The sequence below is a fragment of the Paenibacillus sp. GYB003 genome (assembly GCF_036577625.1).
Taxonomy (GTDB): Bacteria; Bacillota; Bacilli; order Paenibacillales; family NBRC-103111; genus Paenibacillus_AB.
This window is the reverse complement of sequence record NZ_JARBDC010000013.1, coordinates 118,758-132,000: the sequence shown is the minus strand read 5'-3', so window position 1 is coordinate 132,000 and position 13,243 is coordinate 118,758. Positions and strand designations below refer to the sequence as shown.

At 58.5% G+C, this 13,243-nt stretch carries 12 protein-coding genes; 8 read left to right on the top strand and 4 right to left on the bottom strand.

Annotated features, from left to right (window positions below; translation table 11 throughout):
* Positions 1-52: 52 nt before the first annotated feature.
* The 3 genes from PV407_RS08135 to PV407_RS08125 all read left to right on the top strand — a co-directional run bounded on the left by PV407_RS08135 (position 53) and on the right by PV407_RS08125 (position 4,447).
* The gene (locus PV407_RS08135) at positions 53-1,351 is read left to right on the top strand and encodes an alpha-glucosidase/alpha-galactosidase (RefSeq protein WP_332089412.1); all 1,299 of its coding nucleotides are present in this window, start codon (positions 53-55) and stop codon (positions 1,349-1,351) included.
* A gap of 84 nt (positions 1,352-1,435) precedes the next feature.
* On the top strand, positions 1,436-2,662 hold the full coding sequence (locus PV407_RS08130; protein ID WP_332089411.1) for a sialidase family protein: 1,227 nt from the start codon (positions 1,436-1,438) through the stop codon (positions 2,660-2,662).
* A gap of 450 nt (positions 2,663-3,112) precedes the next feature.
* Complete coding sequence (locus PV407_RS08125) at positions 3,113-4,447, top strand: ABC transporter substrate-binding protein (RefSeq protein ID WP_332089410.1); 1,335 nt, start codon at positions 3,113-3,115, stop codon at positions 4,445-4,447.
* A 115-nt stretch (positions 4,448-4,562) separates the two neighbouring features.
* On the opposite strand, the gene PV407_RS08120 is transcribed toward PV407_RS08125, so the two are convergent.
* Entirely contained in the window at positions 4,563-5,015 is a 453-nt protein-coding gene (locus PV407_RS08120) for a YhcH/YjgK/YiaL family protein (RefSeq protein ID WP_332089409.1), read from the bottom strand.
* Positions 5,016-5,238: 223 nt separating this feature from the next.
* On the opposite strand from PV407_RS08120, the gene PV407_RS08115 reads away from it, so the two are divergent.
* The 3 genes from PV407_RS08115 (at position 5,239) to PV407_RS08105 (ending at position 8,567) form a co-directional block, all read left to right on the top strand.
* Positions 5,239-7,341: a glycosyl hydrolase family 28-related protein gene (locus tag PV407_RS08115; RefSeq protein WP_332089408.1), complete on the top strand. Its 2,103-nt coding sequence runs from the start codon at positions 5,239-5,241 to the stop codon at positions 7,339-7,341.
* A gap of 194 nt (positions 7,342-7,535) precedes the next feature.
* Positions 7,536-7,661 carry a hypothetical protein gene (locus PV407_RS08110; RefSeq protein WP_332089407.1) on the top strand — a complete coding sequence of 42 codons (126 nt, stop codon included), beginning with the start codon at positions 7,536-7,538 and terminating at the stop codon, positions 7,659-7,661.
* Between the two features lie 99 nt (positions 7,662-7,760).
* The gene (locus PV407_RS08105; protein ID WP_332089406.1) at positions 7,761-8,567 is read left to right on the top strand and encodes a methyltransferase domain-containing protein; all 807 of its coding nucleotides are present in this window, start codon (positions 7,761-7,763) and stop codon (positions 8,565-8,567) included.
* Between the two features lie 70 nt (positions 8,568-8,637).
* On the opposite strand, the gene PV407_RS08100 is transcribed toward PV407_RS08105, so the two are convergent.
* Genes PV407_RS08100 through PV407_RS08090 form a run of 3 tightly spaced genes read right to left on the bottom strand, consistent with a single transcriptional unit; the run spans position 8,638 to position 11,460 of the window.
* Positions 8,638-8,937, bottom strand: a complete 300-nt coding sequence (locus PV407_RS08100) for a DUF6171 family protein (protein ID WP_332089405.1) — start codon at positions 8,935-8,937, stop codon at positions 8,638-8,640.
* Positions 8,934-10,412 carry an alpha-N-arabinofuranosidase gene (locus PV407_RS08095; RefSeq protein WP_332089404.1) on the bottom strand — a complete coding sequence of 493 codons (1,479 nt, stop codon included), beginning with the start codon at positions 10,410-10,412 and terminating at the stop codon, positions 8,934-8,936. The genes PV407_RS08100 and PV407_RS08095 overlap by 4 nt, the downstream gene beginning before the upstream one ends.
* 19 nt (positions 10,413-10,431) lie before the next feature.
* Positions 10,432-11,460, bottom strand: a complete 1,029-nt coding sequence (locus tag PV407_RS08090; RefSeq protein ID WP_332089403.1) for a GntR family transcriptional regulator — start codon at positions 11,458-11,460, stop codon at positions 10,432-10,434.
* 237 nt (positions 11,461-11,697) lie between these two features.
* On the opposite strand from PV407_RS08090, the gene PV407_RS08085 reads away from it, so the two are divergent.
* Entirely contained in the window at positions 11,698-12,591 is an 894-nt protein-coding gene (locus PV407_RS08085; protein WP_332089402.1) for a helix-turn-helix domain-containing protein, read from the top strand.
* A gap of 119 nt (positions 12,592-12,710) precedes the next feature.
* Complete coding sequence (locus PV407_RS08080; protein ID WP_332089401.1) at positions 12,711-13,127, top strand: VOC family protein; 417 nt, start codon at positions 12,711-12,713, stop codon at positions 13,125-13,127.
* Positions 13,128-13,243 lie beyond the last annotated feature (116 nt).

Here is a 13,243-nt window from a genome sequence, read left to right as displayed (position 1 = left end):
GATCGTAAAGAGAGAGCGATCCAAGGACATTCGTTTTCGGAGGAAAAGAGAAGTGGACAAAATTACGTTCATCGGGGCGGGCAGCGTGGCGTTCGCCAAAAATGTGCTCGGGGATTGCATGCTCGTGCCTTCCTTGCAGCATTTCGAATTCGCTCTGTTCGACATCGACGCGCAGCGGCTGAAGGACGCCGAGCGGATGCTCGTTCACCTGATCGGCAAGCTGGGCAGCGGCTGTTCGGTCAAGGCGTACGCCGACCGCAAGGAAGCGCTGCGCGGAGCGAAATACGTCATCAACACGATCCAGGTCGGCGGCTACGACCCTTGCACGATTACCGACTTTGAGGTGCCGAAAAAGTACGGCCTGCGCCAAACGATCGCCGACACGGTCGGCATCGGCGGCATTTTCCGCAGCCTGCGCACGATTCCGGTCATGCTCGGGATCGCTCGAGATATCCAGGAGGTATGTCCGGACGCATTGTTTTTCAACTACACGAACCCGATGGCCGTGCTGACGAACGTCATGAATACGGTCGGAGGGGTGAAAACGGTCGGACTTTGCCACAGCGTTCAAGTATGCGCTCCGAGACTGCTGAAGCATCTCGGCATGGAGGAGCGGGGCGTGCAGTGGAAAATCGCCGGCATCAACCATATGGCGTGGCTGCTCGAAATTACCCGGAACGGCGAGGACTTGTACCCCGAAATCAAACGCCGGGCCGCCGAGAAGCAGCGGGAAAAGCACCACGACATGGTACGGTTCGAGCTGATGCTGCGGTTCGGCTATTACGTGACCGAGTCGTCCGAGCATAACGCGGAGTACCATCCGTACTTCATCAAAAAAAGCTACCCGGAGCTAATCGAGCGGTTCAACATCCCGCTGGACGAATATCCGCGACGATGCGTCTGGGCGATCGACCGATGGAAGACGATGCGGGACGAGCTGGTCGGCAACGAAGGGCTGACGCATACGCGATCGCACGAATACATTTCGTACATTCTGGACGCCATCGAAACGGACGTTCCGTTCAAGTTCGGCGGCAACGTCATGAATACAGGGCTTATCACGAACTTGCCCCGCGAGGCGTGTGTCGAAGTATCCTGCATCGCCGACGCGAGCGGCGTAACGCCGACGTACGTCGGGCATTTACCGCCGCAATGCGCCGCGCTGAACCGGACGAACGTCAATACGCAGCTGCTGACCATCGAGGCGGCGACGACGCTGAAGAAGGACCATATTTACCAGGCGGCCATGCTCGATCCGCATACGTCGGCGGAGCTGTCGATCGACGACATCGTCGCGATGTGCGACGAGCTGATCGAGAGACACGGGGACTGGCTGCCGGTGTATCGTTAACCATTGGCGAAAAGCCCGAAAGGACGCTTGAAAAGGAGCTCTTTCGCCGGCCAATCTCGCCGGACCTCTAAGGAGGGACGCCATATGTCGGTAAGGCAATACGACCAACGGGACGAGCAGAACCCGTTTTTGGACCGTAGAAAAATGCTCCTATCAATCGGGCTGATCGGGACGGCCGCGGCGGCGTGCGGCGCGGACGAAAGTCATCTATATGGAGGAAGATGGATGGTCACCAATCAATCATACAACATTCAGACAAGCGAACCGTTTGTCGTCCATAAAGCCGAAGGGGAAAAGCTGTGCGCTTTTCCCGCGGCGGCGGCGTTCCGCATCGTCGGCGAAGGAGGCCGACCGTTCACGAGACTGTTCGTTTATTTCAGCCAAACGAAAGACGACGCGAACATTCCGCCTTCGGTCGGGCTTCGCATGTCGGACGATATGGGCGGTACGTGGCCGCATGTTCAGTCGCACACCTGGTTCCCGATAACGCTCGTCGAACGGCCGGACGGCGTAATCGGCGGCCCGTCGTTCGTCACGGAGATGATCGGCGGAGACGTTTCCCGCGAGCAGCGGATTCGTTGGGTACAGTCCGCCGACGGCGGGGCGTCCTGGACGACGACGGAAGGCAGGCTCGTAACGCCCGTTCCGATGAAATGCATCGTTGCCGGCACGGGACGCGGCGGCTTTGCGTTCACGTGGGCGCTGTCCATGGAGGACGGTACGCTCGGCGCGGCGTTGTACGGCCGCTACGCGACCGATACGAAGTACCGGACGATATGGGCGCGCTCGACAGACGGCGGCGCGAACTGGTCCGTCGTCTCGACGGTCGCGTACGATCCGGACGCCGGTCCCGAAGGCTATTGCGAGCCTGCCGTCGAGCGGGTCGCCGACGGCTCGCTGCTGTGCGTCATGCGGATCGGCAGCAACAAACCGCTGTATCAATGCCGCTCGTTCGACGAAGGAGAGACGTGGAGCAAGCCTGAGCCGCTGCCGGGACCGGCGCCGGAGCTGACGCACAGCGTGCTTCCGGCATTGCGGAAGCTCCGGGACGGCACGCTCGTCTTGAGCTACGGCCGGCCGGATACGCGCATGCTGCTGTCGCCCGACGGCTCCGGGCGAAGCTGGACGTCGTTCGCGACGACGTACGACGGTACGACGACCGGATACACCGGCATCGCCGTCGTCGGAAGCGGCCGGGTCTTTTTGACGGGAGACCGGGGCGCGAATTGGCAGTACGACTTTGCGAGCGGCTTCCCGAGTCCGAATCCGTTCGCGATATGGGGGCGATTCGTCGATATCGTCACGTCGTAACCCGAACGTGGGGGCGGGCGCATTTCCATTCCGAGTCGGGGAGGGTGGATCGTCGGCGAAACATGCAGACAAGCCGGAATTTCGCCGCGCGCCCTTTCGGGCGGACGATTGGAAGCGCTGTAATTTGTTGGTTTACAACCGGGAGAGTCTCTTATATAATGAGGTTAGCGTTAATCGGATACATTGTAACATAATAAGAGACAAATTAATCTCATATACGCGGCTTCGGTAAATATGCGGTAACGTTTACGGCTTCCAGTTTGAATTTGAGTTCGAGTTCGGTTTCAAGTTCGGCTTCGTATTCGTTTCCGCTTCAAGGAAGCGCTCTCGTTGTAAGCGGTTACTTATCCGCGGGCAATCAGCCGGCGGAACCGATCCGCTGCGAGCGAACATTTTTGTCCTTACTGGCGTTGGCATTTTTACATTCTTTTTTGGGGGGGTTACACAACTATGGAAAAGAAGCTGAAAATCGGACTGTCGCTCGGTTTGCCGGCCGTCATGATCGCGCTGACGGCGTGCGGGGGAGGCGGAGGGGGCGGAAGCGGCGCTTCCGAACCGAACGAAGCGAAGGCGCCGGAGGTCAAGAAAGACCCGATCACGCTGTCCGTGTTCGGTCTCGGCGTTGCCGAGAAGGAGTTTAACGAACGGTTTCGGGCCGCGCTCGAGAAAAAGTTCCCTTACATCACGTTCAAGTATATCCCGCCGGACAAGGGCAACTCGCTGCCGGAGCTCGTGGCGCGCGGCGAAACGCCGGATTTGATCCGTACCGACGTGCCGAATTTGAAAAACAACTATCTCGATCTGAATCTCGGCACCGACCTGAACGGATACGTCAAAAAGTTTAACGTCGATTTGTCTCGCTTCAATGCGCCGTTCATTCAGGAAATGATCGACGCGGGCCAAACCGGCGCGCTGTACGGCATCCCGTACCCGCCTTATTTTCCGATGGTGCTCACATACAACAAAAACTTGTTCGACAAGTTCGGGGTCGCTTATCCGAAGGACGGCATGACGTTCGACGAAGTATACGAGCTGGCGAAAAAAATGAGCCGAACCGACGGCGGCAACGAATACCGCGGCTTCAGCGCCAACATTATGGCGATGCTGCGTGACAATTCGTACGGCTACCCGATACTCGATCCGAACGCCGACGGACTGTACGATCCTGAAAAGTGGAAGCCGCTGTTCGCCAATTTTCTGCGGTTTTACGAGCTGCCGAACAACAAGATCGCCCCGACGCGCGTCGAAGAAATTGCGTCCGTATTCAACAAAGGCAACATCGCCATGCAAATTAACCAGTACAGCCAATATACGCCGATCCCGAAAGAAATCGAATGGGACATCGTCTCGTACCCGACTTTGCCCGGCGCGCCGAAAAAGATGGCTTGGCGCGGGCCGGCGTACTGGTCGGTTTCGGCGACCAGCAAGCATAAGGAAGACGCGTTTCAGGTGATTATGGAAATGGTATCCGACGATGTACAGCTCGCCGACTCAAAGAAAGGGATGCTGCCGATCGTGACGAAAGCGGCGATCCGGGACGCCTTCGGGCAAGAGCGGGACGACCTGAAAAGCAAAAACATCAAATCGCTGTTTTATTATACGGAATGGGCGCCGTATGCGCCGAAGCGCAAGCCGGGAACGGCCAACGTGCCGACGGTCGTCCAGCAGGACTCGATGGCACAAACGTTCCACGACGTGGCCAGCGGCAAGGTCGATACGAACACGGGGCTGCGTCAGCTGGACGAGAAGCTGAAGGCGGAGCTGGCGAAGGATAAGAGCAAGTAACGAACGCGGCGGGGGGACCGCCTCCCCCCCGGGTTCGCTGGAATATGCGGGCCTGCTTGCCGAATTCAAGCCGTTCGGATTGATCGAATGACGAATGAAGGTCTTACGCCGCCGTTCAAAGTTCAACTTTGACGACGATTTTTTTGACCGGAGCGGGCGCATCGTTAACGGCGACGCAAGGCATATGCACATCCTGCGGCGCGAAGAAGGCGAAATAGCCTTCGCTCAGCGTGAAGAAATGGCCTTCGGCCGCGAACAAAGCGTAATCGGCATCGTTCTTGTAAGCGGTTGTTTCCTTCGCCTGACCGATCGGCGCATGCCCCATCGTTTCGGCGCCTTCGGCCACGATTTGGATGTCGGCGTATTTGCGGTGCGCCTCCCAGACGCCGTCCGCCTTCGGTTTCGTGTCGTAATGCTGAACGAGGGCGAACAGACGGTCGCCGTCGATGTCGTACTTGCCCGGCGCAAGCTGTTTCAAGTCATGCGCGTTCAAAAATTCGACCGCCTGCTTGATGCGGGGATGTACGCCGGCATACCGGCCGAGATTGGCTACGGAATCAAGGATCACTTCGATCTCTCCCAATGAACAAAATGGACATGCAAAAAACGTCACGGCATTAGAGACATTGTCTTTTCCATGGATAATTGTAGTCGGCTTGGGCCTGCTTGTAAAGACAAAATGACGACAGCGGTCATGTTGGGGAGGAAGTGCCGCTGAACGAACCGATCCGTATCGGCTCGGAATCGAAATGTGTTAAGCCTAATCCATGTGAAGGGAAGGGTTGAATAGGATGGAAAATCGCGACTGCAATCGGATGAAGGAAGACGGGATCGGGGCAGCCGATCGCGGGCAGGGCCCGCTCGTTTCGCGCAGGGCGATGCTGTCGTCGCTCGGGATGGCCGGGGCGGCATTGGCCGCGGGCAGCGTGATCGGCGGAACGATGGGGACGGCGTTCGCGGCCGGGGGGCCGGTGAGCGGCGACGTTTACGGCCGCAAAGGGCCGCCCGATTTTTTGACCGCGGATTCGCTCGATTCGAAATGCTGTCTGTCCGTCACCATCGCCGAGCTACGCTCCTGGACGGCGCCCGATCCGGATATCGTCTATTTCGTCAAGGACGGCAAGCAGGCCGGCCCTTTCGTCTACGACTCCGCGGACGCGACGTCCGCCGATAACGGCGGAACGGTGCTCGTATCGTCGTCCGGCGCGCGCTTCAAGCGGCTGTATGACGGCTCGATCAACGTCAAATGGTTCGGCGCGAAAGGCGACGGCGTAAACGACGACGGCCCCGCGATCCAAAGCGCGGTCGATGCGGGGGGCGCCAGATGCAACATTTATTTCCCGCAGGGGACGTACCGGATTACGCAGCCGATCGTGATCCGCCAGCCGGAAGTAACGTTTTATTCCGATTTCAAAAGCGAGTATACGCCGCGAATCCTATGTACGACTGCGAATGCGTGGATGATTCAAGTCAAGCATTATTCGTTTTGCATGAAAGGGCTGCAGCTCGAGGGCGACGGCGATTTGAACCAAAATCCGTATACGCCGTCCGTGAACGGAATTTTAATAGACCGGTCCGACGGCTCCGGACAAGGCACGCTTTCCAATTTGGATTGCGATATTCAGTTTTGCGGATTTTTCAGGCTGAACGAATGCGTCAAATGCGTAGGCCGCAACGTCTTTTTCAACTATAATATATTCTCCAACAGTTTAAAGGGTATCGTCGTGGAGCCGTATTTGAACGAAGAATGCCGCGGGTACCGCATTATTCAGAGCCGGTTCCATTCCATGGGCAAGCACAGCTCCAGGCTTGCGCCCGGGGCCGAGTCGTGGTGCATCGAATTCAAATCAATCCGCGCGTTCGGCAATCAGGTGATCGGCAATATGTCCGATTTAAGCAAAGGGTTTTACAAAGGGCCGGTCGACCGGAGCTCGATCAACGACAACTACATCTACAATTCGTTCGGCGACGGGATCCGCATCGTTCACTCCGAGGGCGGCACGAACGTTTACCAGCAAGGGTACGAAATTTGCAACAATATTATCGCGGCCTCGCAAAATTTATATTGGGACCGAACGCTCAGCGATACGGTTCCGCAAATGGAGTACGGCATCGTGGCCGAAGGAGCGCTGCTGCAAAACGCTTATATCGCGGACAACGTCATCTCGTTTCCGAAAAAAGACGGCATTTGCTTCGCCAATTTGGGTCAATCGGTCATCGCGAACAATTACATTTTATCCCCCAACAAACGGGCCGATCTCGACGGCTCGCTCTATGCGGGCATCCGGATAACGACAGGCGCGCAAAACGTCGTCTCGGGCAATATGATCCGCACGACGGTGCCGAACGGGGTCCCGCACAAAAACGGGATTTACAACGGCGGCGTCAGCTCCCGGCTGATGGGCAATTTCGGCTTCAATCAGTCCGGCGACTTCATCGTCAACCTGGCGCCGGATACGACGGATGTCGTCGAGGCGGGAATCCCGCTTTACAGCGAAACGTACAAGAGGAACACGGCTGCGGCGACGTTCGGCATGAAAATGTACGCACATAACGCCTCGGCGCAAAAAACGCTGTACGCCGAAGTCGTCGCGATGCAGCAAAGCTCGGCGGCGGGGGCGGAAAAGGCGGATTTGCAGTTTAACGGGATGTCGAACGGAACGGTCAAGCCGCTTATGCGGGCTTCGTGGCAGGGCGCGCTGACGGTCGGCGACCGGGCGGGCAAGGAAACGCTGCAGAACGGCTACGTCAACGCCAAGGCGCTGAACGGCGAGTTCGTGTCGCTTCTGCCGAGCGCCGCGGCTTCGGTGCCGAACGGCGCGCTGTTCGTCGACGCGGCCGACGCGAAGCTGAAGTTCAAGGACGGCTCCGGCGCGATCGTGGCGTTAAGCTGAACGGATTTGGTTAACAAGCTGCTGCTCGTCTTCGGCATTCGGTGCCGGAGACTTTTTTCTTTTTCGGGTGATGACGCGCCGTGAAATGGGGGGCGTGCTAGCGGACGTTTGGGGCTTCTATGTTCGGCCAAGCGACAGCAAAATAGTTCAATACGGTCGAAACATCGTACGATTGTCGGCTCACGAACGCGAGCATGAACGAAGTCGATTTCAAATATTTCGATTGCGCGAAGACGGTCCGTTATGTCAAAGTAACGGTAACGGCATCTTCCGGATGGGCCGGGCTGAACGAAATCCAGTTGTTCGAGCTCGTACCTTGAGTTTTCCGCCGTTTCGGAGGCGAGGGCAGACGGATAGCGGATAACGTTAGCCGGCGAAAAGACGTTAAGCATAGCGAGAACGGAAAGGATGGATCTGCGATGAAAGCGGACAAAGCGCGCGAGCGGGCGGAGCTTTCGGGAAAAGCGACGAACGTGTTGGACGCCCGAACGCTGTCGGCCTCGCACGGACGGCTCGAGCAGTTGCTCGCGGAAGGCATGTCGGTGCTGGATGCGGGCTGCGGCACGGGAGCGATTACGCGGGGCATCGCCGGCGTCGTCGGATCGTCGGGACGCGTCGTCGGGACGGACAACAACCCGGAGCTTATAGCCAAAGCGCGGCAGGCGGGAGGGGACGTTCCGGGACTGAGCTTCGACGTTTGCGATATTTACGCGCTTCCGTACGAAGACGAGTTCGATATCGTCACCTCGTCGCGCGTGCTGCAATGGCTGGCCGACCCGCTGCAGGCGCTGCGCGCGATGAAGGCGGCCGCCCGGCCGGGAGGCCGGGTGCTCGTGCTCGATTACAACCACGAGAAGATCGTTTGGGAGCCGGAGCCGCCGGCGAGCATGCGATCGTTTTACGCCGCCTTTTTGCGGTGGCGGTCCGACGCGGGGATGGACAATTCGATCGCCGACCGGCTCCCGGGGCTGTTTCGGGAAGCAGGACTTCGCGATATAACGGCGACTCCCCGGCACGAAACCGCACGACGGGGGGACGGCGACTTTATGCCGCGCATCGGCATCTGGGCGGATGTGGCGGCAAGCCGCGGCCTGCAAATGGTCAAGGACGGCTACGTTACGGAAGACGAGCGCGCCGCCGCGGAAGACGATTACCGCGAGTGGGTTCGGGACGCCGCCGTCTCGCAGACGCTTTATTTGCTGGCGGTCGAAGGCGTTAAGGCGTAGCGTCGCAAGACATGCATGTCGGTCTCGAGCAACAGATCCTGCTCCGACCGTCTTCGGCCTGCTCCGCCGTTCACCAGCGGCTTCCTTCCGGCGCCGGACAGCGGGCCGCGGCGAGCTTGGCCTTCAGCTCCATCAGGCAGCCGCACCAGCGGCACGTCGTGCCGAACTGAAACGACTCGCAGCCTCGGCAGACGGCCAGCCGACGCGCATATTCCGCTTCCGTCGCAAGCTCGGCCGCGCGGACGCGGTTCGTTTCGCCGAATCGCCCCGCCATCTTTTCCGGCGCGACATGGACGCTTGCCGAGCATCCCTTGCATTCGGGCGTCTCCGCGCGGCCGTCGTTCGTTCCCGTCATCGGCCGGCTGTTCATCGGACCTCGAGAACGACGACCGAACGGGCCGGGAGCCGGCCGACAAGCCGGCCGCCTTCCATTCGGAAGCCGTCGAACGACGCCGGTTTCACGGCTTCGGGCTCGTCGAACGTATTGTGCGCCTGCATCGCATCCGCCGTCAAAATCGTTCCGGCTGCCTCGGAAACGGCGAGGCCGCGTATGTCGCAGACGATGTCCGCGGAGTCGGCGTGATGCAGGTTGCAAAGCGAAACGTGAAGGCGGCCCGACGAATCGACCGAGGCGGAGACGCTCAACTGATCGATCCGTTCGCCGTCCATTTCGTAAACGGGGCCGTCCAGCTCGGCGGCGACGAGAGCGGCACCCTGATGCACGTTGTACATGTCCATGACGTGGTAGGTCGGCGTCAGGACCATTCGCGCGCCTTCGGTCAAAATGACCGCTTGCAGCACGTTGACGAGCTGGGCGATGTTCGCCATGCGCACCCGATCGCAATGGTTGTGGAAAATGTTCAGATTGATGCCGGCGACAAGCGCGTCGCGCATCGTGTTTTGCTGGTACAAAAACCCGGGATTCGTGCCCGGCTCGACGTCGTACCACGTTCCCCATTCGTCGACGATGAGCGCAACCCGCTTTTCGGGGTCGTAAGCGGTCATAATGGCGTCATGGCGCCGGATGAGCTCGTCCATGAACAGCGTATGCTTGAGCGTGGCGAACCAGAGCTTTTCGTCGAATTCGGTAGCCGAGCCCTTTTCGTTCCACCGTCCCGTCGGAATCGTATAGTAATGAAGGCTTAGGCCGTCCATGAAGCGGCCGGCTTGACGCATGACGACCTCCGTCCAATCGTAGTCTTTGGAGTTGGCGCCGCAGGCGATTTTGAAAATGCGATTGTCGCCGTAGTTCCGTACATAGCACGCGTACCGCCGGTACAGATCGGCGTAATATTCGGGCCGCATGTTGCCGCCGCAGCCCCAGTTTTCGTTACCCACGCCGAAATAGGCGAGCTTCCACGGCTTTTCGCGGCCGTTCCTTCTTCGCCAATCCGCCATCGGCGATTCGCCGCCGAACGTCATATACTCGACCCATTCGGACATTTCCGCGACGGTACCGCTGCCGACGTTGCCGCAAACGTAAGGCTCCGCGCCGATCAATTCGCAAAATCGCATAAACTCGTGCGTCCCGAACCGGTTGTCCTCCACGACGCCGCCCCAGTGCGTGTTGATCATCCGCTTCCGCTGTTCGGCCGGGCCAACGCCGTCCTTCCAATGGTATTCGTCGGCGAAGCAGCCGCCGGGCCAGCGCAGCACCGGCACCCGCAGCTTCCTAAGCGCCTCGACGACGTCGCTGCGCATGCCGTCGATGTTCGGTATCGGCGATCGTTCGCCGACCCAAATGCCTTCGTAAATGCACCGGCCCAAATGCTCGGAAAAATGGCCGTAAATGTTGCGGTCGATCGTCCCTTTCGGGATATCCGCGTTTACGATCAGCTTCGCCATACGTTTCCCGCTCCTTCGTTCATCGAATGGTTTTGTGGGCTAGCGACTCTCTGCCAATGAAAACGGCCGGCAGCACGACCTCGTTCCGCTCGGCGGACCGTCCGGCATGGTGCCGATGAATGGCGGCGAGCAGCTCCTCGACCAAATGCTTCATGTCCAGCTTGAACGTGGCGAGACGCGGCGAGCATTCGGACGCGAGCGGAATGTCGTCGCAGCCGATGACGGCCATATGCGCCGGCACGTGCAGCCCGTGCTCGCGCAGCCGCTGGATGAATCCGACCGCCATCCAGTCGTTCACGGCGAAAACGGCATCGGGCCGATCGCCCGGGGAAGCGGCCACGAGATCGGCCGCGCGGACGCCGCCCTCCCAGTTCATTTTGTCGGTCATGACACGCACCGGCACCCCGCAGCCGCGGGCTTTGTCCAAAAATCCGAGCTTGCGCAAATTCGCCGATGCGTATTTGTCCGGTCCGCCGAGCAGCGCCAAATTCCGGTACCCGTGATCGAACAGCGTTTTGGCCGCCTTGCTGCCGATCCGGTAATCGTCGAAATAAACCTGCGCGATGTCGTCCCGATGCGCGTAGCGCTCCACGGCGAAAAGGGTGCCGTACGCGGCGGTCAGCTCGTCGAGCCGGCTGTCGTCCAGCATGCCGATCACGACAAGCGGGGAAGCCGCATCCGTGCCCGGCGGTCGGTCGGGATGAACCATCGCCAGCTTGATGCCCTGCTTTGCCGCCAAATTCGTGATTTCGACGAGAAAATGGTTGTAAAACGGGTCGTTGTCCTTGATGTCCGGCGAGCGGAGCAAATAAAGCGTTTCCAAACGAACGGCGGGGACGATATAAGTGCCTTTGCCGCGCAGCTGCACGAGCAGCCCTTCGCCCGTCAGTACGCGGATCGCGGCCCGCACGCTGACCCGGCTCGCCTGCAAGCTTTCGGCGAGCTGCCGTTCGGACGGAATTTTCACGAGAGAGCCCGTTTGCAGCGGGGCGATTAGGCGGCGCAGCTGGTCGACAAGCCTCTCCTTCACCAACGGGGACGCCTCCACCGTAACGATCCGCCTCCTTTACGGAACCAATATATTCCAAAGTAATACCAATATAATACCGCTATCCGTTCGATGCCGTCAATCGTCCTCCGCAACTCCCGAACCCGGCTAACCCGCTATACTTTGAGGGTTGAAATTGTCTTTTTTATAGGGATATACTGACCACAGAGAATATTGGAGTAAAAGCGGGTTCCGCGGCCGAGGGCGATGCGCGGGACCGTAGCTTCGGAGGCGGCCATGACGATCAGAAGACCGGTCCAGTCGATGCGGGGACATATGTATTTCGGCCTCGATCTGCCCGTATTCGTCAACCGATCGAGCGAAACGTTTTCGCTCGGCGAGCATTCCCACGATTTCGTGGAAATTTCTTACGTTTATGAAGGAAAAGGCTTTCATTACGTGGACGACCGGGTGATTCCCGTCGGCAAGGGCGATCTGTTTTACATCCCGGTCGGCATCTCCCACGTGTTTCGGCCGTCCAACGCCGACGGCAAGGAGCCGCTGATCGTTTACAATTGCATTTTCGCTCTGGAGCTGCTCGACCGGATTATCGAAAGCCATTCGATTTTGCTGCCGGCGGAACGGACGGTCGCTTTGGACGAGATTCGCGCGTCGACGACGCTGCTTCAGGTTGGAGGACAGAAAACGGCCGATGCCGGCAAAATCATGCTGCGGCTCCATCAGGAATACGCGATGAGGCAGGAAGGCCGAGGGCTGATGATCGTCGCGAACGTCATTCAGCTGCTGCTGACGCTCGTTCGTTCGCTGAACGATGGGGGAGGCGAGCATCCGGCGGCCGTCGATTCGCGCGTCGAAACGGCGATCCGTCTTGTCCGGCAGCATTTGGAGGAGCCTTTGCAGCTTTCGGATATCGCGGAGCGGGTAGGCGTCGGCACACGACAGTTCAATCGGCTGATCAAAAAAGCGACCGGCCAAACGTACACCGATTACGTCCATTCCGTGCAAATCGAAAGATGCTGCGAGCTGCTCGATACGACGGACCGCAAAGTGTACGAAATTGCGGAAACGGTCGGCTTCAAAGACATGAAGCATTTTCACGCGATTTTCAAACGCAAAACCGGGTTGTCGCCGCGGGAATATCGCAACCGGAACCGGAGTTCGTTGCGGTAGCGGAACCGTTTGCGTTCGTAGATCCGGGCAGTGCCCGTTCGTTGGCAAGTCAGGTTTGCGGCCTCTTGCGGCATCAACAATAACCGTAAGCCAAAAAATAAAGCAGGGAGAACGAAAACATGGAAAATACTGCGCCAAAAGTCGCCATCGAAGGAGCTTCTTTGGTCTTGTTAGCGAAGAATTTGGAGCAAACCGTTCAATTTTATTCCGGAATCGGCTTTACCCATGAAGTGATTGGTTCCAAAGTCAAGCACCATCATGTATCCAGGGACCATTTAACGTTCATTCTTGTCGAAGCCGCGCGGGAAGATGAGGTGAAGCCGATCAGCTCCTGTTACGAGGAGCAATATTTCGACGTATATTGGTACTCCAATGCAGTAGATTTGCTGGCTCAAGAAATGACGGAAAAAAACATAACGATCGTTCGAGAACCGCACTATACGGAGCATTGGAGCGAGTTTACATTTCGGGATCCTAACGGCTATCAAATTACGGTCGGCGGTGGCGTTGGAAATAGAGAAAGAGTTTCGGGTTAATGGTTGTAACGAAGCGATTTCTTGGGCATCCCGAACATACAATCGAAAGTGTTTGAGAAGAGCGGCATGAAAATTGATGACCACAGGCGACACCCTTCGCTTGTGGTTCTTTATTT

Bases quoted from the DNA above. Each gene is read 5' to 3' on its own strand.
- PV407_RS08130 (WP_332089411.1), top strand. From the start codon at position 1,436: ATGTCGGTAAGGCAATACGACCAACGGGACGAGCAGAACCCGTTTTTG.
- PV407_RS08125 (WP_332089410.1), top strand. From the start codon at position 3,113: ATGGAAAAGAAGCTGAAAATCGGACTGTCGCTCGGTTTGCCGGCCGTC.
- PV407_RS08115 (WP_332089408.1), top strand. From the start codon at position 5,239: ATGGAAAATCGCGACTGCAATCGGATGAAGGAAGACGGGATCGGGGCA.
- PV407_RS08110 (WP_332089407.1), top strand. From the start codon at position 7,536: ATGAACGAAGTCGATTTCAAATATTTCGATTGCGCGAAGACGGTCCGT.
- PV407_RS08105 (WP_332089406.1), top strand. From the start codon at position 7,761: ATGAAAGCGGACAAAGCGCGCGAGCGGGCGGAGCTTTCGGGAAAAGCG.
- PV407_RS08100 (WP_332089405.1), bottom strand. From the start codon at position 8,937: ATGAACAGCCGGCCGATGACGGGAACGAACGACGGCCGCGCGGAGACG.
- PV407_RS08095 (WP_332089404.1), bottom strand. From the start codon at position 10,412: ATGGCGAAGCTGATCGTAAACGCGGATATCCCGAAAGGGACGATCGAC.
- PV407_RS08085 (WP_332089402.1), top strand. From the start codon at position 11,698: ATGACGATCAGAAGACCGGTCCAGTCGATGCGGGGACATATGTATTTC.
- PV407_RS08080 (WP_332089401.1), top strand. From the start codon at position 12,711: ATGGAAAATACTGCGCCAAAAGTCGCCATCGAAGGAGCTTCTTTGGTC.